The organism is Streptomyces sp. HUAS 31, from assembly GCF_028198125.1.
Lineage (GTDB): Bacteria > Actinomycetota > Actinomycetes > Streptomycetales > Streptomycetaceae > Streptomyces > Streptomyces chartreusis.
Window position 1 is genome coordinate 134847 of the sequence record NZ_CP116354.1, and the last position, 23608, is coordinate 158454.

At 70.2% G+C, this 23608-nt stretch carries 19 protein-coding genes; 8 read left to right on the forward strand and 11 right to left on the reverse strand.

The features are described 5' to 3' along the window. Window positions 1-396: 396 nt before the first annotated feature. Window positions 397-975, forward strand: coding sequence for a hypothetical protein (locus PGH47_RS42810; protein WP_271668411.1), 579 nt, complete (start codon window positions 397-399; stop codon window positions 973-975). 147 nt (window positions 976-1122) lie between these two features. Here the strand turns inward: PGH47_RS42810 and PGH47_RS42815 are convergent, their stop codons facing one another. Further along, complete coding sequence (locus PGH47_RS42815) at window positions 1123-2613, reverse strand: MFS transporter (RefSeq protein WP_271668412.1); 1491 nt, start codon at window positions 2611-2613, stop codon at window positions 1123-1125. A gap of 138 nt (window positions 2614-2751) precedes the next feature. Next, window positions 2752-4029 (reverse strand): amidohydrolase, encoded by a 1278-nt coding sequence (locus PGH47_RS42820; RefSeq protein ID WP_271668413.1) that lies wholly within the window; start codon window positions 4027-4029, stop codon window positions 2752-2754. 163 nt (window positions 4030-4192) lie between these two features. Here PGH47_RS42820 and PGH47_RS42825 point away from each other — a divergent pair, with 163 nt between their 5' ends. Next, entirely contained in the window at window positions 4193-5278 is a 1086-nt protein-coding gene (locus tag PGH47_RS42825) for an Lrp/AsnC family transcriptional regulator (protein ID WP_443048643.1), read from the forward strand. A gap of 60 nt (window positions 5279-5338) precedes the next feature. On the opposite strand, the gene PGH47_RS42830 is transcribed toward PGH47_RS42825, so the two are convergent. Next, window positions 5339-5707 (reverse strand): hypothetical protein, encoded by a 369-nt coding sequence (locus PGH47_RS42830; RefSeq protein WP_271668414.1) that lies wholly within the window; start codon window positions 5705-5707, stop codon window positions 5339-5341. A gap of 9 nt (window positions 5708-5716) precedes the next feature. On the opposite strand from PGH47_RS42830, the gene PGH47_RS42835 reads away from it, so the two are divergent. The 3 genes from PGH47_RS42835 (at window position 5717) to PGH47_RS42845 (ending at window position 7346) form a co-directional block, all read left to right on the forward strand. Beyond that, a complete protein-coding gene (locus PGH47_RS42835) occupies window positions 5717-5995 on the forward strand; it encodes a hypothetical protein (protein WP_271668415.1) in 279 nt (92 codons plus the stop codon). A gap of 89 nt (window positions 5996-6084) precedes the next feature. Beyond that, entirely contained in the window at window positions 6085-6663 is a 579-nt protein-coding gene (locus PGH47_RS42840; RefSeq protein WP_271668416.1) for a hypothetical protein, read from the forward strand. Between the two features lie 47 nt (window positions 6664-6710). Beyond that, window positions 6711-7346: a hypothetical protein gene (locus PGH47_RS42845; RefSeq protein WP_271668417.1), complete on the forward strand. Its 636-nt coding sequence runs from the start codon at window positions 6711-6713 to the stop codon at window positions 7344-7346. Window positions 7347-7356: 10 nt separating this feature from the next. Here the strand turns inward: PGH47_RS42845 and PGH47_RS42850 are convergent, their stop codons facing one another. Continuing rightward, on the reverse strand, window positions 7357-8322 hold the full coding sequence (locus tag PGH47_RS42850) for a LysR family transcriptional regulator (RefSeq protein ID WP_271668418.1): 966 nt from the start codon (window positions 8320-8322) through the stop codon (window positions 7357-7359). A gap of 514 nt (window positions 8323-8836) precedes the next feature. Between PGH47_RS42850 and PGH47_RS42855 the strand changes: the two genes are divergently transcribed. After that, complete coding sequence (locus tag PGH47_RS42855; protein WP_271668419.1) at window positions 8837-11371, forward strand: discoidin domain-containing protein; 2535 nt, start codon at window positions 8837-8839, stop codon at window positions 11369-11371. A 171-nt stretch (window positions 11372-11542) separates the two neighbouring features. Here the strand turns inward: PGH47_RS42855 and PGH47_RS42860 are convergent, their stop codons facing one another. The 7 genes from PGH47_RS42860 to PGH47_RS42890 all read right to left on the reverse strand — a co-directional run bounded on the left by PGH47_RS42860 (window position 11543) and on the right by PGH47_RS42890 (window position 19458). Continuing rightward, on the reverse strand, window positions 11543-12310 hold the full coding sequence (locus PGH47_RS42860; RefSeq protein WP_271668420.1) for a CoA-transferase subunit beta: 768 nt from the start codon (window positions 12308-12310) through the stop codon (window positions 11543-11545). Beyond that, a complete protein-coding gene (locus PGH47_RS42865; RefSeq protein WP_271668421.1) occupies window positions 12307-13230 on the reverse strand; it encodes a CoA transferase subunit A in 924 nt (307 codons plus the stop codon). Before PGH47_RS42865 ends, PGH47_RS42860 begins: the two co-directional genes overlap by 4 nt. Then, window positions 13227-14894: a class I adenylate-forming enzyme family protein gene (locus PGH47_RS42870; RefSeq protein WP_271668471.1), complete on the reverse strand. Its 1668-nt coding sequence runs from the start codon at window positions 14892-14894 to the stop codon at window positions 13227-13229. Before PGH47_RS42870 ends, PGH47_RS42865 begins: the two co-directional genes overlap by 4 nt. A gap of 104 nt (window positions 14895-14998) precedes the next feature. Next, window positions 14999-15757: a 3-oxoacyl-ACP reductase FabG gene (fabG, locus tag PGH47_RS42875; protein ID WP_271668422.1), complete on the reverse strand. Its 759-nt coding sequence runs from the start codon at window positions 15755-15757 to the stop codon at window positions 14999-15001. 51 nt (window positions 15758-15808) lie between these two features. Further along, window positions 15809-16642: an enoyl-CoA hydratase/isomerase family protein gene (locus PGH47_RS42880; protein WP_271668423.1), complete on the reverse strand. Its 834-nt coding sequence runs from the start codon at window positions 16640-16642 to the stop codon at window positions 15809-15811. Between the two features lie 8 nt (window positions 16643-16650). Continuing rightward, the gene (locus PGH47_RS42885; RefSeq protein ID WP_271668424.1) at window positions 16651-17994 is read right to left on the reverse strand and encodes an aldehyde dehydrogenase family protein; all 1344 of its coding nucleotides are present in this window, start codon (window positions 17992-17994) and stop codon (window positions 16651-16653) included. An 87-nt stretch (window positions 17995-18081) separates the two neighbouring features. Next, window positions 18082-19458 (reverse strand): carotenoid oxygenase family protein, encoded by a 1377-nt coding sequence (locus PGH47_RS42890; RefSeq protein ID WP_271668425.1) that lies wholly within the window; start codon window positions 19456-19458, stop codon window positions 18082-18084. A 327-nt stretch (window positions 19459-19785) separates the two neighbouring features. Here PGH47_RS42890 and PGH47_RS42895 point away from each other — a divergent pair, with 327 nt between their 5' ends. Both PGH47_RS42895 and PGH47_RS42900 read left to right on the forward strand, forming a co-directional pair. Next, the gene (locus PGH47_RS42895; protein ID WP_271668426.1) at window positions 19786-20634 is read left to right on the forward strand and encodes a MurR/RpiR family transcriptional regulator; all 849 of its coding nucleotides are present in this window, start codon (window positions 19786-19788) and stop codon (window positions 20632-20634) included. Window positions 20635-20808: 174 nt separating this feature from the next. Beyond that, the gene (locus tag PGH47_RS42900) at window positions 20809-23580 is read left to right on the forward strand and encodes a helix-turn-helix transcriptional regulator (RefSeq protein WP_271668427.1); all 2772 of its coding nucleotides are present in this window, start codon (window positions 20809-20811) and stop codon (window positions 23578-23580) included. The last annotated feature ends 28 nt before the right edge of the window (window positions 23581-23608 follow it).

Below are 23608 nucleotides of genomic sequence, written 5' to 3' on the forward strand. Positions count from 1 at the left end.
ACCCACCTGACTCCGAGCGGCGGACCGGTCACCACGGGTTCGGCGATGCGGCCACCGGAGCCCGACTCATCCCTGTCGAAGGCCATTTGACCCGCTCGGTTCGCCGGTGAAGCGTTCACGGTTGTTGAGCAGAGTGCTGCCGCCCACCGCTCACCATGACTGCCCCGCCCGCCCCGCCGTCCTGGGCCGGGCCGCCACGTGCGCCGAGACAAGCCGGACCGGCGGTTCTCTCGTACGTCGGAGATGTCGCCGCCAGCAGATCCTCACCAAAGGTCCCGTCTGATCTCCTCCTCCCGGAACGGACACCCGGCACCCGGCGGTGCGCTGTACCCGGCGGCCTTGGTCCGTTCTCCAGTCCGGCGGAGGAGCCGGTCCCGAAATACCGTGGAGGAACAGATGAACTCGCCAGCCCGTGTCCTGCGTACCTGGTTGGCCGTCACCGGGACGGTCCTCGTCGTCGTCACGAGCGGTGCTTGCACGGCCCAGGACGGCGCCGGCGAACGCGGTGCCAGTTCCGCGAGCGCGCCCGACCCCGAGCAGCAGGACCCCCCGGTCGCGTCCGACGGCTCCGCACAGGACGGCGACGACGCCGGCCTGCGCTACGCCTCATGCATGCGCGACAACGGTGTTCAGGTCGACGACCCCGCCCCGGGACGCGGCGCGGAGGTACCGATGGACGTCCCGCAGACCCAGGTGGACCGTGCGGAGAAGGTGTGCGGGAAGAACCCCACCGGCGGCGCGCAGTCCACCGACCTCCCGGACACGGTGCAGACCGACGCCGAGTACCAGGCGCTGCAACTGAAGTTCTGGACCTGCATGAGGAAGAACGGTTTCGAGAACCCGAAAGCGCAGAAGGGCGGCAGCGCGGTCCTTGAGAACACTCCCAAGATGCGCGCGGCGATGGAGGCCTGCAAAGCCGAGGACGAGGCTCAGAACAAGCGGCTCGAGGAACTGATCGAGGCGGGCAAGGGGTGACGGCCGAACTCAGGACCGCTTGAGCCGACCGCGCAGGCTCGCGGCGGATGTTGCTGTCCTACGTCCCGTGCTCCGGCACCCACCGGGCCCCGCCCCGCCGAAGACTCCGTCGTCCCGTGCACACGGCCAGTTGGTCGACGCCGCTCGTCACGATGCCCCGACGCCGGGGGAAACGGACGTGCCGGTCGTCGGGGCGGGGGGCCTGCCGGTGCGGATGCGCAGGGTGAGCAGCGCCCCGAGCACGCACGCGCCGCAGCAGATGCCCCAGACGAGCTGGTAGGCGAACTCGTCGGCGACCTTGGGACCGGGGCCGCCGAGGTCGAGGACGTACAGGTTCATGACCACCGCGAAGACGGCACCGGCCGTGGCGCCGCCGAGTGTCTTGGCGGTGCTGGAGAGTCCCATGGCGATACCCGTGCGGTCCTGGGGGACTTCGGAGACGAGGACGGTGGGCAGCGAGCCGAGCACCAGTCCGCACCCGATGCCCTGCACCAGGGTGCCGAGGAGCACCTGCCACAGCGCGCCGTGTGCCACGACCACCTGCAGAAAGCCGGCCGCCGTGATCGCGAACCCGCAGCCGAGGACCAGCCGCGGCCCGGTCGCGACGAGGACCCGGTCGGCGGAGATCGCGGTCAGGAACGTCACCAGGCTCCACGGCAGAGCGGCCAGCGCCAGCTGCATGGTGCTCAGGCCGAAGCCGAAGCCGAGTTCGGGCGGAGTTGCCATGAAGGTCATGCCGGCGCTCTGCGGACCGAGTATGACGATGCCCTGCAGGAAGCTCATCGCGTAGAGCCCGGCCAGCGGCCCCTGCATGATCAGGCGTACGTCGAGCAGCGGCTGCGGCACCCGCAGTTCGACGCGGACGAAGACGACGAGCGCCAGCACGCTGAGGACCAGCAGGCCGATGAACGGGGTGGATCCCCAGCCCCACGTCCCGCCGCGCGCGAGGGCGAGCAGGGCGCTGCCGAGCGCGAGTGACAGCAGGATGACGCCGGTCCAGTCGATCCGGTCCGCGCTGCGCTGGACGGACTCCGGTACGAGGAACCACACCACCGGCACGCACAGCAGGATGAACACCGCGGGCAGCCAGAGCATCACCCGGAGGTTGTCGAATTGCTGGGACAGCAGACCGGTGCCCATGGCGCCGACGGTGATCCCGATCGTCATCGAACCCATGAGCATGCCGACCGCCCGGCCGAGGCGCTGCGGGCCGCCGCGGTCTCTCGCCAGGGCGATGTTGAGGGGCAGCCACGCGGCGAACAGGCCCTGGAGCGCACGGCCGACCAGCAGCAGGGCGAAGCTGTCGGCGACGGCCACGATGACGGAGCCGGCGGCGACCGCGACGGTGGTGATGCGCATGACGCGGCGGTGGCCGTGGATGTCGCCGAGTTTGGCCGCGGCGGGGGTGGCGATGCCGGCCACGAGCAACGTGATGCTGATGACCCAGTTCAGATCGCCGGAGCTGACGCCGAAGTGCTGTCCGATCAGGGGGATGACCACGGGAGTCGAGCCCTGCATGATGCCGCTGCTCAGCTCGATGAAGACCAGGAAGCCCACCAGTGCGGTGATCGACTCGGTGCGGTGGGGCTTGTGCCCGGAGGGCGGGGGCGGCGCGGGAACGGCGGAAGGATGGGACATAGCGGCTCCAGAAGGGGATGGGAACGGCGCCGTGGTGGGGGGCTGATCGACGCGGCGTCGACACAGGTGAGATGGCCCAGGGGTACGGGGTACGGGGTACGGGGTACGGGGGCCGGGGAATCCAGAGGGGTGCGGCGATCAAGCGCCGGTGTCGCTGCGCAGCCACCGGGCCGCGGCCGCCAGCAGTGCCGTCGTGCCCGCCTCGATGGTCGGTTCCGGCACCGGGGCGAAGCGCGCAGAGTGATTGGAGGGGACCTCCGCCGTGGCCGCCGGGGCGAGATCCCCCTCCGGGAACAGAGCGGGGTCGGTGCCGCCCAGGCACCAGTACACGGAGGGTGCCTTGAGCCCGGTGCCGAACATGCCGAAGTCCTCGCTCGCCGGCACCGGCTGCTGGAGCGTCAGGACACGGTCCTCTCCCACGGCGGCGACCAGGGCGGACCGGACCGCCGCTGCGGCGGCGGGGTCGTTGTCCGTGACGGGGAAGGCGGAGATCGGGGTGATCCTCGGGGCGCTCGGGCAACCGGTGGCGGCGGACTCGGCGTTCGCGATCCGCCGGACCGACGCCAGGACCCGTTCGCGCAGCGCTGCGGTGGTGGTGCGGACGCCGACGGTCAGTTCGGCGGAGTCCGGAATGATGTTCTCCTTGCTGCCGGCATGGACGGAACCGACCGTGAGCACGGCCGACTGGTTCGCGCCGACCTCACGGGAGACGATCGTCTGCAGGCGCATGATCGTTGCCGCGGCGGTGACGATGGGGTCCACGGTCGTCTCCGGCAGTGATCCGTGCCCACCGTGTCCGAAGAAGGTGATCCGCAGGAAATCGGCGGCCGCCATGATGGGGCCCGGTTTGATCGCGATGGTGCCGGCCGGCATGGGCGTGACGTGCTGGGCCAGACAGATGTCGGGGCGCGGAAAGCGTTCCGCGAAGCCGTCCGCGATCATCGTCGCTGCGCCACCGACCTCCTCGGCGGGCTGGAAGACCGCAAGGACGGTGCCGCGCCAGTGCTCGCGGTGGGCGGCGAGCCGGTCGGTGGCCCCGAGTAGGCAGGTCACATGCATGTCGTGGCCACAGGCGTGCATGACGGGAACCTCGCCACCGGATGCGTCGGTGCCCTTCGCCGTCGAGGCGTACGGCAGCCCGGTCTCCTCCTCGATGGGCAGGGCGTCCATGTCCGCGCGCAGCAGTACCACCGGCCCGTCGCCGTTGCTGAGAACGCCGACCACTCCGGTGCCGCCGACCCCTTCCGTGGTCCGCCAGCCCTGCTCGCGCAGGCGCTGCGCGACGACACGGGCCGTGCGCAGCTCCTGAAAGGAGAGTTCGGGATGAGCGTGCAGGTCCTCGTAGAGAGTCCGCAGCCCCGGCAGGCGTTCCGCGAGTCCGGCGAGCAGCGGTGCGACGGGGGGAACAGCGTTCATGGCATCTCCAGGCGGGGCTGAACCGGGCCGGTCCTGTGGAGCCGAGAGCGGGACGAGAATGCGAAGGCGGCGAAACGGCGACGATCAGCCGCCCGGCCCTGCTCCGAATTCGACAGGTTCCGGACCGGTGTCGGCGTACCGAAGTGGCATTACGATCCGCCCTGTGGGACATGAACAGCGGAAATTGCAGGAAACCGTCCCAGCCGCGCCCCTCCTGCAGGAATCCGGCACAGACCGCGTCCGGCACAGCTTCTCGGAGCTGGACCTGGCTGTGATCGACGCGCTCCAGACCGACCCGCGTGCCCCGTGGACCCGGATCGGCAGGGTGCTCGGGGTGGCCGCGACCACGGTCGCCCGGCGCTGGGAGCGGATGCGCGATGAGGGCCTTGCCTGGATCACCACCTACGGTTCGACGAAGATGATCACGCTCGCTCATGTCGAGGTGCGCTGCCGAAGCCGGTACCTGCCCTCCGTGAGTGCCGCTGTGGCCCGGCTGCCCTGGGTCGTCAGCGTCGATGAGACCGCCGGTGACTACGACCTCCACCTCGGGGTGGCGGCCACCGACCTCGCCTCACTGGGCCGGTCGGTCCACGAAACCATCGGCGGGCTCCGCGGAGTGCGCGCGCTGCGGCTCAGCGTCGGCATCACGCACTACAGCGAGGGCAGCCAATGGCGCACCCGGGCGATGGGCCCGCAGGCCCGGGCCGCCCTGCTGCCACCCCAGCCCCCGAACCGTTTCGCGTTCAACTCCAAACCGCACGACCTGCTCGCGCCCCCGGACCTGGCGCTGATGTCCGCGCTCAGCGACGACGGCAGGACCGGCTGCACCGAGCTCGCGGCGATGACCGGCATGAGCGAACACACCGTCCGCCGACGGCTGCAGCGCATGAGACGGGACGGCGACGTCGTCCTGCGATGCGAACTGGCGCACCGGCTGGCCGGTCTGCCCACGGTGATGATCTACCGCGCGTCGGTCCCGCACTCCCATCTCCATCAGACGGGCGCCGCCCTCGCCCGCATGGAGCCGATACGTCTGTGCATTTCCCAGAGCGGCCCGCACAACCTCCTCATGAAGGTCTGGACGCGTGGTCCGGACGCCGTGGACCAGTTCGAGGCGCTGCTCGCCGACCGTTTTCCGGCGCTGGAGGTCAGGGACCGCGTCGTGGTTTTCCAGTCGCCCAAACGCATGGACCGAATTCTCGATGTCCACGGCCGGGCGATCGACCGTGTGCCCATTACGGCGCCTTAGCCGGCGGTCGCTCCCGATCGGGGGCAACTAGTGGACATCGAGTGACATTGCCCCCGCCATTCACAACAACTCCCTTTGTATCGCCCTCTGTTGTTGCAGCAGGTCTCCCGGCGACACCACCATGACCAGCGTTCGAGCAGGGCCATGGTCGGTCACCGCACGCGAGAGGTAACACTGCCAATGGGGAACAGAAAACGCCGCCGCAACCTGGGAGTGGTCACGGGCGTCGGCATAGTGGGTGTCGCTTGCGCGGTGGCCGTCACCATCTCCTCGGCGGGCGCCGCGCCCGATGACAGCGGGAACCACTGCGCCGTCAACACGGGCAACAAGGAAGAGCGGTGCTTCAGCACGCAGGAAGAGGCTCAGGCGTACGCGAGTATCAAAATCAAGGGTAATCCCCTCGTCGCGCAGACCGGTGTCGAGAAGCACACGGACGTCGTGATCGCGACCATATTCGAGGACTGGCGCTACGGGGGCGACTCGATCACCCTGTGGGGCAGCCGACCGTGCGGCAAAGAACGCGAGACCGCCTTCTACTTCAACCTCCCGGAGGACTGGAAGGGCAGGGTTTCCGCCGTGCAGGGCTGGGCGGAGTGCGAAGTCACCCTCTACTCACGCCCCTACCTCGAAGGCGTCGCCTCACCCAGGTTCCCGGATCTGACGCCGGTGCTCGACGGCCAGTGGAACGACTACGCCCAGTCCATCGAGTTCAGGTGACGGGGGTGCTCGTGACCAGGACAACGCCCCGTGGGGCGACCGGCGGCCGTTCGCCGAGGCCCTCTCGCAGCTGGGCCCGGAGCGCCGGTGTGCTCGCCCTGCTGCTTGTCTCAAGCACCCTGCTGACAGCGCCCTCCGCGCAGGCCGAGGAAACGTGGCCGACCGACGCCGAGCTGCTGGCGAAGTGCGACAACGGCACCAAGAAGTGCGTGTTCCATCCCAGCGGCCCGATGGTCCAAGTACCCGGTGAGACGCGCAGAGTGGGGGACGAGGCGTACAACTGCACTTCCCGGACTCAGCGGTCGGGCGTCACCTGGTCGGACACGGTTGGTGAATCCAACTCGCTGGGCCTGGCCATGACCGTCGGTGTCGGCTTCGGAGGGCCTTGGTCCCTGAGCATCACCACGTCTTACGAGACGACGTGGAAGACCTCGAAGACCGAGAGCGAGACCACGTTCATCGACGTGCGTCCCGGCCACATCGGCTGGCTCACCCGGACCCCCGACATGCAGAGGGTCAAGGGGACCTACGAGTTGATCTTCAAGGACCGGTTCCGCGGCAAGCGCTACTGGTACGTGCCCTTCGAGGCCACCGGTCCGATGGAGACCAGCAACATGACGCAGCGAACCCGCCCCATGACGGACGAAGAGCGCGACAACCACTGCTGAGGTGCACGCGTCATGACGGCGCGGCTCGCAAAAGGAGTCACCGAACCATGTCCCGTGTGCTCAACCGTGCCTGCTGGGCCGGCGGGCTGGCCCTGCTGGTCGCCAGTGGCAGTCTCGTCGCCGTCCCGGCGGCTCGGGCGGACGACGGCCCGCCCACCGATCGTGAGCTGCTCGCCAAGTGCGACAACGGCACGAAGAAGTGTGTCTTCCACCCCACCGGTGACCTCTCCATCGTGCCGGGAGAGGACCGGGGGGTCGGCGCCCGCGCCTACAACTGCACGGACGACGACCAGACCTCGTCACGGACCTGGGAGGAGACCACCGAGGAGTCCAACTCGCTCAAGATCTCCCTCAAGCAGGAGTTCGAGTCGGAATTCCTGTTCATCAAGGTCTTCAAGATGTCCTTCGAGCAGTCCTTCGGCCGCACCTGGTCCTCGTCCCACACGGAAGGAGAAACCACGGTCATCAACGTTCCCGCGGGAGAGGTCGGTTGGGTGACCGTGGCACCGAAGATGCAGAAGGTCAGGGGAACCGTCGAGCTGATCTTCAAGGACCGGTTCCACGGCAAGCGTTACTGGTATGTCCCCTTCGAGGCCACGGGCCCCGCCGAGGGCGAGCCCGGCGTCAAGACGCAGCGCACCCGGCCGATGACCGCCGAGGAGCGCGGCGCGTACTGCGGGTGACCGCACGTCCTCACCACAGCTCCGGCGCCGGCACCTGCGTTCCCCGTTCCGGTGCGCCGGACGTCCAGGGATACCGGGCCGCCTCGGTGAAGGCGGAAAGCACCTGGCTCAGACAGGGCGGCGAGGCCGGCGCGCTCCACACCGCCGAGAACCGGCCGACCGGGGCGTGCCGGAGTTCGACGGGCACCATGCCCTGCGGGATCTGGAGCGTGAAGGACACGGGCTGAAGCATCACCGCCTCGGTGGTGGTGAGACGGGCGTGCGCGATGCTGAGCCAGGTCTCGGTGACCGTCGGGGGCACACCCGCCAGCGCGGCGAGCCGATGGACCGCCCGCCAGTGTCCGGGGTGGCTGGATCGCGGCCAGCTGAGCCACTCGTAGCCGGCCAGATCCGCCACCCGCACGTGCCGGCGGTCCGCCACGGGGTGCTGCGAGCCGACCACGGCACACCAGGGCTCGCGCCCCACTTCCTGACGGGCCAGCCGGCTTCCGCTGAAGCCGAGTTCCAGTCCCACCCCCAGGTGCACCCGCCCCTCTTCGAGGGCGGCGCGCAGACCGACCTCCGAGTACTGCTCGCTGCGCAGGCGCAACTCGGGAGACGTACGGCTCAGCAGGCCCGCGGCCCGGGGAAGCAGCCGGTGCGCGGCGGAGGCGGTGTGCCCCACGGCCAGGACCGCCCCGCTGCCGTGGGCCGTCTCCCGGGCCTCGACGATCGCCTCGTCCAATGCCTGCAGGAGCGGTTCCATGCGGCTTCGCAGTACCTGGCCGCACCGGGTGAGTTGCACGCGGCGCGTGGTGCGCCGGAACAACTGCATGCCCAGGCCGGCTTCCAGCGTCCGCACGTGCGACGACACGGCCTGCTGGGAGAGGTAGAGACGTGCGCCGGCGCGGGTGAAACTCAGTTCCTGGGCGACCACCAGGAAGGTCTTGAGCAGACGGATGTCGATCAGGTCGGCGTCCGGTCCCGCGCCGGCCATGCGTGCTCCTACTCTCGGCTCCCGTTTCGAGCCGCGTGGTCCGCCCCCTCGGTTCGCTCCGAGTCTGCCGCCGGGCACCTTGTGTGTCCGTATGCCCGACGGCTGTCGGTGAGTCGCCGGTGCCGCCGCCGGACTGCCCACAGCCGATGACCGGGGGAGCCCACGCCGAGCGTCGCGTTGTCCTTCGGGACTGATGAATCGCCGGGTCAGCCGACGTGTCACGGGTGCGGCGGGGGAAGGCCGGCGGTGTTTCCGGGGCCGCCCGGTGCGGGGACGCACGGCGGACACAAGCGTGCACCGCACCTGAGCACTTGTGCCATGCCCCTGACACCTTGGTGATGAGTGTCGAATCTTTCGAGCATCCAAGAGGTTGTCCATGACCTGGGGAGGGGCGTCGCGCAGGCATTCGTCACCGGTCAGGACTGGCACCGTCAACTGCCGCTGCTTCAGGGCTGCTTACCGTACATCTGGCCTAGATTCCTCTGGATCGCACCGTTCGTTCCAGGAGGTCGGATTGAGATCCGGACGCTTCACCGCCCGCTCGCGCTCGTTACGCAGGGCCCGCCTGTACCTCGCACTCGGACTCGGCCTGGCGCTCGTCGGGCTGACGACCTTGTTCACCGCCGCGAGACCGGCGATGGCCGACCTCACCCCCGAGCCCCCGGAGCACCACTCGGCGATGAGCTCGCCGCACCACCCCGTCGCCCCGGCGAACGCCATGGAGCCGGCGGCGGCGGCACTCGACCGGACGGGATGGACGGTCTCGGCGGGCAGTGAGGAGACCAGCAGCGAGAACGGGCGGGCCGCCAACGTGCTCGACGGCGACACCGGCACCTTCTGGCACAGCAGGTGGAGCGGCACCGCCGACCGACCGCCGCACACCATCACCCTCGACATGCACCGTACGGCCGTCGTCTCCGCACTCGTCTACCGGCCCCGCACCGGCAATCCCAACGGGCGCGTCGGCGAGTACAGCATCAGCGTCAGCAAGGACGGACAGGACTGGGGCAGCCCGGTGGCCACCGGCACCCTCGCCGACGACGCCGCCGCCAAGACCCTGGGCTTCGCCCCGCAGGGCGCCCGGTTCGTGCGGCTGACGGCCCTGACCGAAGCCGGCGGCCGCGGTCCCTGGGCCTCCGCCGCCGAACTCGACCTGCTCGGCGACCCCGGCACCCCGCAGGCCACCGTCGATCTGCCCCGGACCGGGTGGACGGCCGCCGCCAGCAGCGAGGAGAGCGGAGCCGAGGACGGCCGCGCCGCCAATGTGCTCGACGGCGACCCCGGCACCTTCTGGCACAGCAGGTGGAGCACCGCCGCCGCCCCCCTGCCGCACAGCATCACCCTCGACATGCACCGCACCGCGGACGTCTCCGCGCTGAGCTACCAGCCGCGACGGGACCGTACGAACGGCCGCGCCGGCGCCTACACCGTCACCACCAGCACCGACGGCACCAGCTTCCGCGCACCCGTCGCCCAGGGCACCTGGCGCGACGACGACACGGTGAAGACCGCCACCTTCACCCGTACCGAGAAGGCACGCTTCGTACGGCTCACCGTGACCACGGAAGCCGGCGGACGCGGCCCGTGGACCTCGGCCGGCGAGATACGTCTGAGCGGGCCGGCCGACCCGTCCGTCCACGGCTCCTGGGGCAGGATCATCGGGTTCCCCCTGGTACCGGTGGCCACCGCCGTCCTGCCGGGCGAGAAGATGCTGGCCTGGTCCGCCTATGCGACGGACCGCTTCGGAGGCAGCAACGGCTACACCCAGACCGCGATCCTGGACCTGAAGACCGGCAAGGTCACCCAGCGGCGCGTCGACAACACCGGCCACGACATGTTCTGCCCCGGCATCGCGATGCTCGCCGACGGCCGCGTCCTGGTCACCGGGGGCAGCAACGCGGAGAAGGCGAGCATCTACGACCCGGCCACCGACCAGTGGACCGAGACCACCGACATGAACGTCCCTCGCGGCTACCAGGCGATGACCCTGCTCTCCACCGGCGACGCCTTCGTCCTCGGCGGATCCTGGAGCGGTGGCGAGGGCGGCAAGGACGGCGAAGTGTGGTCGCCGAAGACGCAGACCTGGCGGAAACTGCCGGGTGTCCCCGCCGGTCCCGCGATGACGGACGACCCGGACACCCCCTTCCGGGCCGACAACCACATGTGGCTGCACGCCACTTCCGACGGCAAGGTCCTTCAGGCGGGCCCGAGCAAGCAGATGAACTGGATCACGACCACCGGCGACGGCACCCTCACACCGGCCGGCACCCGCGCCGACAGCGGCGACGCGATGAACGGCAACGCCGTCCCCTACGACGTCGGCAAGCTGCTGACCCTGGGCGGCTCTCCCGCCTACGAGAAGTCCGACGCGACCCGGCGCGCCTACACCGTGAGCCTCTCCGGGGAAAAGGTCGAGGCCGCCCGCACCGGCGACATGGAACAGGCCCGCGGCTTCAGCAACAGCGTCGTCCTGCCCGACGGGAAGGTGGCCGTCTTCGGCGGCCAGTCCTACGTGGTGCCGTTCAGCGACGCAACTTCGGTCATGACGCCCGAGTTGTGGGATCCCGCCACCGGCAGGTTCACCTCGCTCGCCACCATGGCAGTGCCCCGCAACTACCACAGCGTCGCCAACCTGCTGCCGGACGGGCGCATCTTCTCCGGCGGCGGAGGACTGTGCGGTGACTGCGAGACCAACCACCCCGACGGGGCCGTCTTCACCCCGCCGTACCTGCTCGACGCGGACGGAACGCCGAAGCCGCGCCCCGCCATCACCGGGCAGGTGCCCTCCAGGACGACGCCCGGCGTGACCCTCACCGTGACCACGGACAAGCCGGTTGAGTCCTTCGTCCTCATGCGCGCGGCTGCCGCCACCCACTCCACCGACAACGACCAACGGCGGATCCCCCTGAAGTCGACCGCGGCGGGAGAGGGCAGTTACAAGCTGTCCGTCCCCTCCGATCCCGGCGTGGTCCTGCCCGGCAACTACATGCTGTTCGCCCTCGACGCCGACGGCGTGCCGAGCGTCTCCCGGTTCCTGACCATCGCCTGACCCACGCGCGGCCCGGCCCCCCAACGCCGAAGGGCGGGGCCGGGGCCGGGCCGCGGCATCACCGTCGTGCGTCCCGACATCAGCCGGCGCGGAGGGGTTTCGCGAACGTCAGCGGATCTCTTTCGGATCACCCGACATCCGCTCGCCCGCCACCGGTCCGGGTTCAGTTGGTCAGCGCAGGTAGAGGCGCTGCGGGTCGAGTTCCTCGCGCAGCAGCCGCAGTTCCTCGGTGCTCGGCGGCGGGATCTGTGCCACGTCGTGGTGGACGCGCAGTTCCCAGCCGGTGGCGGCGCGTACCTGACCGATCGTCACGCCGGGTTGCACGGCGATCAGTTCGAGTTCCTCGTCGGCGCCGTCCCGTGCCAGGATTCCGAGATCGGTGATCACCCGGGTGACGCCTTTGCCGAACGGCTGGGCCCCGCCGCGTGCCTCGCCGGCCCGGCGCGGACTCGGGGAAGTGCAGAAGTCCAGCCGGGGGACGAACGAGCTGCGGTCGTGCCGGCGCATCACGACGAAGATCTCGCCCGCGTTGGCCATCACCTCGATCGCGCCGCCCGATCCGGGCAGCCGTACCCGGGGCCGGGCCCAGTCACCGATGATCGACGAGTTGAGGCTGCCGAACCGGTCGATCTGCGCGGCGCCGAGGAACCCCACGTCGATCCGTTGCCCCTGCAGTACGTAGCCGAACATCTGCGGCATCCCCATCACGCATTCGGCACCGGTGACGATGACCGGATCCGTCACGCTGCGCGGCAGGTCCACCGGATGGGCTCCGGTCACGCCGGACTCGTAGACGGTCTGGATGTAGGGGGCCACCGTGCGACGGGCCAGCGCGACCGCCAGGGTGGGCAGGCCGTGCCCCGAGAAGACGAGCCGGCGCAGCGCCAGTTCGCGTGCCGCGGTCACCGTCAGGAGCTCGCTGCCGGTGACGCCGCTCATCGCCGGCCGCCGTAGTTCACGGGGGCCGACAACTGCGTGCCGACCTCCAGGCTCTGCCAGTGGTCCGGGCCGAGGCCGGCGAGGAATTCGTCGTGGTCCTTGGTGCCGCGGATGTGCCGGTCGATCCATCTTCGCAGGGCGGCAGCGTCGCGGGCCAGCTTCGACCATTCGCGCTGGAAGCGGTCGTCGCGGTCGTAGTGGCCCTGCACCGCCGTCGGATGGGCGCCGCGTGGGCACGGCACCACCGCGTCCACCACATGCGAGGGCACGATCGTACGGTTCGGGTCGGAGCGCACGACGCAGTCGTCGACGATCTCCTCGACGGTGGCGATCACCGCCTTGCCGGCGAACGCAGCCTCCTGATGGACCCCGAGCATGCCCCACGCCTGGATGTTCCCGGCGCGGTCGGCGCGCTGCGCGTGGATGATCGACACGTCGGGATTCAGGGCGGGGACCACATGGATCTGTCCGCCGCCGTACGGATCGCTCACGCTCTTGACCATCGGGTTCAGTGCCACCAGATCACTGCCGGTGCAGGAACGGATCGGCGCGAACGGCAGCTTGGCCGCGCCGGCCGTGTACCGGGCGATCATGCCGCCCATGCTGTACTCCTCGAACTCCAGCGGCTCGGGGTCCCGAAGTTCGATGCGCCGGCGCAGTTCGTGCAGAGAACCGGCGGAGCTGTTGCCGACGAACGAGGAGATCAGTCCGGACACGCAGCCGGCCGCCAGCAGCTGGTCGACGAGCGGGTCGCACGACATCCGTGCCAGCGTCAGGCCGGTGAAGCCCTGCCGGATGATCTCGTGGGCGGCGGCGGTCGGCACCAGGTGACCGAATCCCTCGATCGCGACCGTCTGCCCGTCCCTGACGTAGCCGGCTATCGCTTCGGCGAGGGTGGCCCGCTTGTCCTCGTGCCTCATCCTTCCTGCCCCGTCGTACTCGGCACGCGCAAGGCGGACTTGAGGACTTTCCCGGCGGCGGAGAGGGGCAGCGAGTCGACGACGTGCACGGCGCGGATCCTCTTGTACGGAACCACTCGCTCGGCGACGTACGCCATGAGCTCGTCGGGGTCGATGACCGCGCCGGTCCGCGCGACCACGAAAGCGGTCGGCTTCTGCCCCACGCGCGCGTCCGGGCTTCCGACGACCGCGGCGGCCCGCACGCCGCGGTGGCTGCGCAGGATGTCCTCGAGTTCGCGCGGGTAGACGTTGTACCCCTTGTAGATCAGCATCTCCTTGGCGCGACCGGAGAGGAACACGAATCCTTCCTCGTCCGTGTAACCGAGGTCTCCGGTACGCAGCCAGCCCTCGACGAACTGCTCGGCGCTCGCCTCCGGCTGGTTCAGATAGCCCGCCGTGACCTGAGGTCCGCGTACCCACAGCTCCCCCACCTCATGGGGTCCGCACAAGGCCCCGTCCCCCGTGGTGGACCGGATTTCGAGGGTGGTGTCGCAGAGCGGCAGGCCGACACTGCCGAGCTTGCGTGGGGCGTCGCTCCGCAGCGGCGCGGACGTCACCACGCATGTCCCCTCGGTCAGTCCGTATCCCTCGACGACCAGCGCTTGAGGAAAGACTGCCTGGAGGGCGAGAAGGGTGGCCTTGTCGGCCGGGGCGCCTCCGGATGAGATCACGCGGACGCTGGACAGGTCACGGGTGTGCACGTCGGGGCTGTCCACCAGGGCGTGCCACATGGTCGGGCTGCCGAGCAGATAGGTGGCCCGGTGGTGCTCGACGGCAGCCAGCAGGTTCTCGGGGGAGAAGCGTCCGGTGAGCACGACGGTGGTCCCGCACAGCAGCAGGAAGCTCATGTTGACGAGCGCGTGCACATGGAACAGCGGGGACACCATCAGCGTGACCGCGGCTCCGGGGTGCACCCGCTGGTCGTGCGGACCTGACAGCGGTCGAAGACGGATCTCTCCGCTCTCGCCTGCGGTGATCAGGTGGGCGGCACGCCAGGCGGTCATCTGGGCGACGTTCGCGATCACGTTGCGATGCAGGACCCGGACGCCCTTGGGAACCCCGGTGGTGCCGCCGGTGTAGATGATGTGGGCTGTGTCGTCCCCGGCCACCGCGGTTCTCGGCGGGGCGCCCGCCCCGTCCGCGGCGAAGTCCGCCAGGGGGACCACACCGTCGTGGGCCGGGGGGAGCTTCGCGCACGGCGCAGTGGCGGTCGGCGGCACGACCACGACGGTTCGCACCCCGGTCCCTTCGCGGGCGTCGAGCAGCGTGGCCAGGTGCGCCGGATGGCTGACGGCGAGGACCGCGCCGGTGTCGAGCAGTTGGGAGCGCAGCCCCGGCGCCGGCTGCAGCGGGTTCGCCGGCACCACCGTCGCTCCGGCCAGCAGCGCACCGTAGTAAGTGACCAGGAACCACAGGGAGTTGGGCTGGTGCAGCAGCACGACGTCGCCGTCGCGCACGCCCGCGCCGCGTACGCCGTGGGCGAAGGCGACGGCCTGCTGGTGCAGCTCGGCGAAGGTGAGCTGTTCCGCGCCGTCGACCACGGCGAGCCGGTCCCCGTACAGCCTCGCCGCCGCGGTGAGGAGCTCTCCCGCGGCCAGGTCGGGATAGTCGAGGGAGGTCGGCATCCCCTCGGGCCAGTACCTGTTCACAACACCGCTCCTCGCGTCAGCAGAAACTCCACGGGTGGCCGGCCGGGAATGCCGGTGAGCCCTCTCGGCGGCACGCCCGCTCAGCGTGCCCCACCGTTGACGTACAGCGTCTGACCGCTGACGTACGAGGCGTCGTCGCTGGCGAGAAAGGCGACCACGGCGGCGATCTCCTCCGGCTGCGCGACCCGCCGCAGGGGAGTGCGCTCGGCGGTGAGCCGCTGATGCTCCTCGGGTGCGTGCCCGGTGCGTTCGGCGGTGGCCGCGGTCATGGCGGTGGCGACGTAGCCGGGGGCGACAGCGTTGACGTTGACGTTGTAGGGGCCCAACTCGATGGCGAGTGTCGCGGTCAGCCCCTGGATGCCGGCTTTGGCGGCGGCATAGTTCGCCTGTCCGCGATTGCCGAGCGCGGAGCGGCTGCTGAGGCTGACGATCTTGCCGTACTTCTGTCGCGTCATGTAGGTCTGCGCCGCCTGCGCGCACTGGAAGGCGCTGGTGAGGTTCACGGTGAGCACGCTGTCCCAGTCGGACTTGGGCATCCTGAAGAAGAGATGGTCGCGGGTGATGCCGGCATTGTTGACGAGGATGTGCAGCCCGCCCAGCTCCTGCTCGACCTTTGCGAACACCGCCTCGACGGCCTCGCCGTCGGTGACGTCGCAGGCGTACGCGCGGGCGGTGCCGCCCTCCTCCCGGATGGCTGCGGCGACGTCCCGGCCGGCTTGCGCGGTCAGGTCGAGGACGGCGACCGCCGCGCCCTCCGCGGCGAGGCGGCGGGCCGTGGCGGCCCCGATGCCCTGGGCTGCGCCGGTGACGACGGCGACCTTGCCGGTGAACCTGTTCACGGGTGGTACTCCTGGGTCGGCTGTGACAATGGATCGGGTGCTACGACCGCGTCAGCTCGGCGTCGTGTCCTGCGGCGGCCGTTGCGGCGGGTACAGCTGCCACCGGCCCTCGAAACGGGGCTCGGTCCCTTCCTGGAACGCCTGCCGCGCGGCAGGCGCGTCGGTGGCGAGGTTGACCACCTGCGCCCGGGACTCGCTCTCCAGCGCTTCGCGCAGGCTCTGACCGCTCGCCTCGTTCAGCATCTGCTTCGACTGGGCCATGGCGACGGGTGGCCCTGCCGCGAGACGGGTGGCGAGGTCGTCTACGAACGCCCCGATCCCCTCGGGCGGTCTCACCCACGTCACCAGACCCAGTCGCAGGGCTTCCTCGGCGTCGACGAAGTCCGCCAGCAGGGCCAGTCGCTTCGCCTGCTGAAGACCGATGAGTCTGGGAAGCAGCCACGTTCCCCCGAAGTCCACGGACAGTCCGCGGCGGGCGAAGATCTGGGAGAAGCGCGCGGTCGTGGACGCCACCACCAGGTCGCAGCCCAGGGCCAGGTTCCAGCCCGCGCCGACGGCGACGCCCTCGACCTCGGCGATCACCGGCTTGGGCATCTCGTGCAGTGCCAGGGCGACGTCACCGAGTCGGCGCATCCGGTCCATCGGGTGTCGCCGGGACCGCGTCTCCGTCAGATCGGCGCCGGCGCAGAAGTCCCCTCCGGCGCCCGCCAGCACCACGGCCCGTACACGTTCGTCGGCCCGGGCGGTGCGCAGTGTCTCTCCCAGCAGGTCCCAGGAGTCCTCGGTCATGGCGTTCTTGCGGTGCGGGCGGTTGAGAGTCACCCGCAGCACGGGGCCCTCGCGCGCCACGAGCACGGACTCTTCTGCCTCGGTGGTGCCGGACATGGCCGGTGTCAGAGCTCCTGGGTCAGGGGTACGTCGAGGACGCTCTTGCGGTGGCTGAACGTCTCCAGGGAGTAGCCGCCGCGGTACCGGCCCATGCCGCTCGCGCCGACGCCGCCGAAAGGAAGGGCGGAGACGGCGAGTTGGTGCATCGGCCAGCCGAAGGTGAGACCGCCGGAGGAGGTCTCGGCGGCCAGCCTGCGCCGCGTGGTGGCATTGCCCGTGAACGCGTACAGGGCCAGCGGCTTGTCCCGGTCGTTGATGAAGGCGATCGCCTCGTCCGGGCCGGCGACCGTCAGGATCGGCAGGACGGGGCCGAAGATCTCCTCGCCCATGACCGGGTCGTCCGGCGTGACGTCGGCCAGAATCGTCGGCGCGATGTACCGGTCGGCGCGGTCGGTCAGTCCTCCGGCGACCGTGCGGCCGGAGTCCAGAAGCGCGGTGAGCCGGTCGAAGTGGCGCTCGTTGACGATCCGGCCGTACAGCTTCGACTTCTGCGGATCTTCCCCGAACCGCTCGCGCAGGGCGGCGGTGAGCGCGGGTTCGAGGGCGGCGGCGGTGTCCGGGTCGGTCAGGATGTAGTCGGGTGCGACACAGGTCTGGCCGGCGTTGGTGAACTTCGTCAGGACAAGGCGCTCGGCGACGACGCCGAGGTCGACGTCCCGGTCCACGAACACCGGTGACTTGCCGCCGAGTTCCAGGGTGACCGGGGTCAGATGCCCGGCGGCCGCGGCCATCACGGCGCGGCCGACCGTGCCGTTGCCGGTGTAGAAGATGTGGTCGAAACGCTGCTCCAGCAGCAGGGCCGTCTCCTCGGCGCCGCCCACGACCACGGCGGTGGCGTCGTTGTCGAGATAGCGCGGCAGCAGCTCGGCGAGCAGCGCGGAGGTCGCGGCCGCCTGTTCGGCCGGTTTGACGACGACGGCGTTGCCGGCCGCCAGGGCTCCGGCGACCGGCACCAGCAGCAGGTTCACCGGGTAGTTCCAGGCGGAGACGACCAGGGTGACGCCGAGCGGGTCGTACTCGGTGAAGGCCGCTGTGTCATGGGGAAGGTGCACGGGGACGGGCACATGCTGCGGTTCGAGCCAGCTGCCCAGGTGGGCGAGGAAGCCGTCGATCTCCCGCAGGGTCCCGCCGATCTCCATGGTGTCGACCTCGGCACGGTTCTTGCGCAGGTCGACGTGGAGGGCCTCGGCGATGGCGTCCGCGTTCTCGACGAGCAGCTCCCTGAGCCGTGTGAGCTGCTTCCTGCGCCAGGCAAGGGGCTTGGTACGGCCGGTGCGGAAGGTCGTGCGCAGCCGCCCGACGATCGCGACCGCGTCGGCGCTCGTGAGAACGGGGGAGTGAGTGGTCACAGGACCTTCTCTCTGCTGTCGATGGACGCCCGCGCCCTCCTCGGCCCCGCGGACAAGGGTCGGTCGCCCGGCGTGCTGCCGGACGCCCTACTTCTGCCGGTCCGGCACCCAGCTGCCGTGGAAACCGAAGGGGACCCGTCGCGGCATCTCGACCGAGGCCAGCCGGGTCATGTCCTGGGCGTCGAGGACCAGCAGTTCGGAGGCCTGGTCCAGGCCGTGGGAGACCATCGACAGCAGATAGCCGGCGTCCTCCTGCCCGGCGGCGTCCCGCGCGGGCGCGAAGACCGCCTCGCCCGGCGCTGCGCCGGGCGGTGTGTCGTAGGACTGCGAAGTGCCCGCGAGGGTGTCGTACTTGACGACGGCGCTCTCGGTGATGGTGTAGAGGTAGCGGCTGCGCCGGCCGGTCAGTTCGTCGTTGAGGGTGGGCATCTCCACACCGCGGTCGTCGAGGGCCTGCTCGCTGACCGTGCCCGTGGCCGGGTCCAGCAGCCAGCGGTGCACGTTCCCCACCTGGAGCTCGCCCATCCTCGGGCCGCCCGCCAGAGGTTCGTCGACGTGGCCGCCCATCATCTGCCACATCGTGTGGAACGACTTGCGGGAGTAGCGCACCGCGTCCAGCACGACCCTTCCGGCCGCGTCCTCGTGGGCGTTGCCGACGTGGAAGACGTAGCAGGGCTCCACGTCGAACCAGCGCACTTCGCCCGCCCGGTCGCGGCGCATCAGCCCCAGCCGGGCGCCGTGAGCGTCGTCCCACCGCACCGGCATGCTGTTGCGCCCGAACAGCGCCGGGTCGAAGACGAGGGGGAGGTCCAGCCAGATGACGTAGTTCTCGGTGATGGCGAGGTCGTGCATCATGATGCCCGCCGGGACCGATATCTCCTGGGTCTCCACCAGTTCGCCCGCAGCCGACAGCCGGTGGTAGGTGACGTACGGGGGCCTGGGGCTGTAGCCGAAGAAGAGGAGTTCGCCGGTGACCGGGTCCTCCTTGGGGTGAGCGGTCATCGAGGTGGTCAGCCGGCCGCCGAAGTCGCAGGGGCCGACGGTCTCCAGCTCGTCGGTGACCTCGTAGGGCAGGCCGGCTTCGACCAGGGCGAGGAGCTTGTCGGCGTGCGAGATGACATGGGTGTTGGCGGTCACCGCGGTGAGATCGGGAGTTCCGTCCGCGCGCTGGGAGGGTGACCCTGCGAGCCTGCTCGTTCGTACCCAGCGGTTGCGGTACCACTCGGCGCGGCCGCCGCGCAGCCGGACGCCGTGCAGCATTCCGTGACCGGTGAAGACATGGCCGGAGTCCTCCCCGGGGCGGGGGTTGGGGCCGTTGCGCAGATAGCGGCCGTCGAGGTCGGGCGGCAGAGTGCCGGTGACCTTCAGATCGAACCCGTTGATCTCGTCCGGCACCGGTTCGTAGTGCCCGACCTGGTACTGACGGTCCTGCGTTTCCATGGCCTCTTGCGGACTGCTGGACATGGTTCCCCTTAGTGACGACGAGTTGGGCGAGACGGATCCGGACGTACTGGGCGCAGGTCCGCGAATCCGGTGACGGGTGACTCGATCCCCCGGCTCTCCTGATGCGAAGGCTGATGCGGAGGCCGCCGATGAATGCAACAATCTATGCATGCATTGTTCGCATGCAACGAACCTTGCGTCAAGGGATCTGCTTCCCCGCGTCACGCGGTCGGGCCGGGGTGTCGCCCCTCCTGCCCGTCCGCCCCTCGGGGCCAGGGCGGGCGCTCGCGTACCATCGGCCCCGCGGCCGCTGCCGGTCGCTGTCTCGACCGCTGGGAGAAGGCGCACGTGTTGGTCGGAAATTGGCTCAGCGCGCTGAACGGAGCCCGGGACCTCGGCCCGCAGTCCGCACGGGTGCTCCGTTTCCTCGGCCGTGAGCCACAGCTGGCCGCCTACGCCTCGGCCCGCGAGATCGCCGAGCGCGCGGGCGTCAACACCTCCACGGTCGTCAGGACCGCCCAGCAGCTCGGATACGAGGGATGGCCGGCGCTGCGCCACCAGCTGCGCAGCCACTACATCGCGTCGATGGCCAGCGGTGAGGTGACGGTACCGTCGGCCGGGCCGGCCGACGCCGACGGGGCGGCCGCCATGCTCCGGCAGGACGCCGCCAACCTCCAGACGCTCATCACCGATGACACCATCGCGGCGATCCGGGTGATGGCCGCGGCGATCGACGCCTCCCGCCGCACCCTCGTCATCGGCTCAGGGCTTGCGGAGACCCCGGCCGGCGTGCTCGGGCACCTGGGTGCGGTCATGGGTCATGACGTGCGTGTCGCGTCCGGTTCCGCCACCGCTCTGAGCGCCCAGGTGTCGCTGCTCGGCGAGGGCGACTGTCTGCTGATGGTCAACGTATGGCGTCTGCTTCGCGTCCTGCCCCCCTTGGCCGAACTGGCCAGGGAGCGTGGTGCGACGGTCTGTGTCATCACTGATCTGCATGCCTCCCCGCTGGCCGCCATCGCCGACCACGTCGTCGTCGCGCCGATCGAGAGCGGTCGGCCCACCCCGTCGTTGACCGCCATGGTCGCGGTGATCCAGGCGGTCGTCGCCGCTCTGCCCGTCACCCCGGAGGCGGTGCGGGCGGTGGGGCGTGTCGAGCAACTCTGGCAGAGGCTCGGCCTCATGGACGAGGACGTGTGATGCGGCACAGACATCCGTGAATTCGCTCGCAGGTTCGAAGGCGAGGTCGAATGGCGCGCCGACCTGCACGGTTGCCCCTAATCAGCCGCACTAGTGGGACGATGAAGACCTCAGGGCAGTCACTCGGAATGCTCATCGCCGTTGCGAGAACAGCCACGGATGGAAGTACAGGGGATGTTCGTCGGCAGGGAGCTGGAGCTCGCGCAGCTGCGGGACTGCGCGCGTGCGGTCACCGGCGGACAGCCGCGGGTGGTGCTGGTCGAAGGCGAGGCCGGCATCGGCAAGACACAATTGGTGCGCCACTGGCTGACGGATCCCTTCATGAAGGACTTCGTCGTGCTGCAGGCGCGCTGTGACCCTTCGGAGCAGGATCTCGCGTTCGGTCCGATTCAGCAGCTGATCTCTGCCACGCCGGGAACGCTGCTGGACGATTTCCCTCTGCTCAAAGGCCCGATCCCCGCCACGATGCCGCCGTACGAAGTGGGCAGGCAGTTGCTGGAGCTCACGAGCGCGCTCCAGGCCCGCCGCCCCATCGCGCTGGTGGTCGACGACCTTCAGTGGGCCGATACGGCTTCGCTGCATGCCTGGGGATTCGTCCTGCGGCGCCTCGACGCGGACGCGTTGCTCGTGGCGCTCACCCTGCGCACGACGCACCGCGAGCGGGACCCGAAGCTGGAGGAGATGCTGCGCCGGCTGGTGACCGACGTGCGCGGCAACGTGCGACTGCCCCTGGAGGGCCTGGCCACCGGCCAGGTCGCCGAACTCATCGAGGGGACCACCGGACAGCCGGTGAGCGAGGCGAACGCCGCGCGGATGCGCAGGCACACCGGGGGCAATCCGCTGTATGTGACCTCGCTGCTGGCCGAACTGCCGAAGGGGGACCTCGCCGGAGCGCCCGTCACCGCGCTACCCGTGCCGCTCTCACTGGCCACGGCCATCCACGGGCAGCTGCTGAACCTGCCGGAGCCGTCCCGGGCCCTGGCGGAGGCCGCCGCGGTCCTGGGCACGCCGATGCCGCTCGCACTGGTCGGCAAGATGGCCGGAGTGAAGGCGCCGGCTGCCGCTCTTGAGGCCGCGCTGGAGGCAGGGCTGATGCGGTGGCTGCCCAACGAGCCGTCGGCGCCCGTGGAGCTCACTCACGAGCTGCAGCGGCAGGCCGTGATCGAAGCGATCCCTCCGGACCGGCTGCGGCAGCTCCACGCGAAGGCGGAACACCTGGTGGACCGGCACGCGGCCTGGGCCCACCGGGTCGGGGCGGCCGGCCCCACCGATCTCCGGCTGGCCGCCGAACTCGTCACGGCGGCGGACGAGGAGTTCGCGGCCGGGGACGCCGACCGGTCGGCGACCCTGCTGCTGTACGCGGCCGACCTGGAGGCGACCCGCGTACAGCGCGAACGCCACCTGCTCACCGCCGTCGCGAGACTGGCCGCCTTCGAGCGGTACACACGGATCGCCACACTGCTGACACGCGTGCGGGCGACGGAACCGTGCGCCATGCGCTGCCTGGTCCTGGGAGCGGACGCCATGAACCGGGGCATGCTCGCGGCGGCGGAGGCCCACTACGCCGAGGCGGTCGCGCGGAGCGAGGAGGAGGGGGACACCTGGACCGGCCTCATGGCACAGGTCGCGATGAGCGGTGTCCTCAATTTCCTGGGACGCCACGACGAGGGGATCCGCGCGGCACGCCAGGCCCTGGCGATCGACCCGGACATGTCGTGGGCCCTGGTGAACCTCAGCACGGGGCTCGCCCTCGCCGAGGGAGCACCGGCAGCGCTGCGCGAGCTGGCTCAGGTGACACCCGAGGTGGTGCGGTCGGCCGCCCGAGGGAAGCCGGCTGGTGCTCATCTGCTGACTGTGCAGGGGGCGATCCGCATCACCGCCGGATCGCTGACGGCGGGCATCGAGGACTGCGCGCTGGCCGTGAGACTGAGTCGGTCGCACGGAGTGCCCGCACTTGCCGACTTCGCGTACGGGCTGACGGCCGCCGCCCAGTACCTGCTCGGTGACTGGGACGACGTACCGATCAGCGTCGACCATGCGCACGCGATCACCTCCAACGGCGACGGCAAGGCAGCCGCATACGACTGGGAGTATTCGGCCGCCGTCTGGCTCGCCGCGGGACGAGGCGAGTGGGACCGGGCCGAGGAACACCTGCGCGCCGCGGAGAGCCGGTCGGGCCTGGAAGGCAACGCCCACAACTCCACGCTGATGGCGATCAGCCGGGCCGTCCTGGCGCAGGCCCGCGGCGACCAGCACGCGATGCTGCAGGCCGTGGAGCCGCTCCTGCAGGCCGAAGCGGGATGGCCGCGCCACCTCCAGGTCTTCTGGCTGCCCCTGCATTCGGAGGCACTCATCGCCGCGGGGCGTCTCGACCAGGCCGCGACAGCCGTCGCCCGCCTGCAGGCGACCGCCGCACGGGACATTCCCTGTCTTCGAACCGCCGCGGCATGGCTCTCCGGCCGGCTCGCGGAGCGCCTGGGGGATACGGCCCGGGCCCGCACGATTTACGAACAGGGGCTGTCACCGGGCCCGCAGGCCGACGTGGTGCTCCTGCACAGGGCCATGCTGGAGCACGCCCACGGCCGGATCATGCACCTCGAAGGGCAGACGGCCGACGCTGCCAAGTGGCTCGACCAGGCACGGCACCGCCTGGAGAAGGTACGGGCCCGGCCCTTCCTCGAACGCCTCGCGGGTGACATTCCGACACCGCGTACGCCCTCCGTCCCAGGGCCCGCGAACCCGGTCGCGCTCTCCGGCAGGGAACGCGACATCGCGCATCTCATCGGCCGCGGTCTGACGAACAAGGAGATCGCGAACGAGCTGTTCGTCAGCTCCAAGACCGTCGAATACCACCTCAGTCACATCTACTTGAAGTTCGGCTTCAGCAACCGTCGGGAACTGCGTGACCATGTGCAGCGCGGAGCCCTCAGCGACGCGAGCTCCTGAACATCGCTGCCGCGCACCGTATTCCACG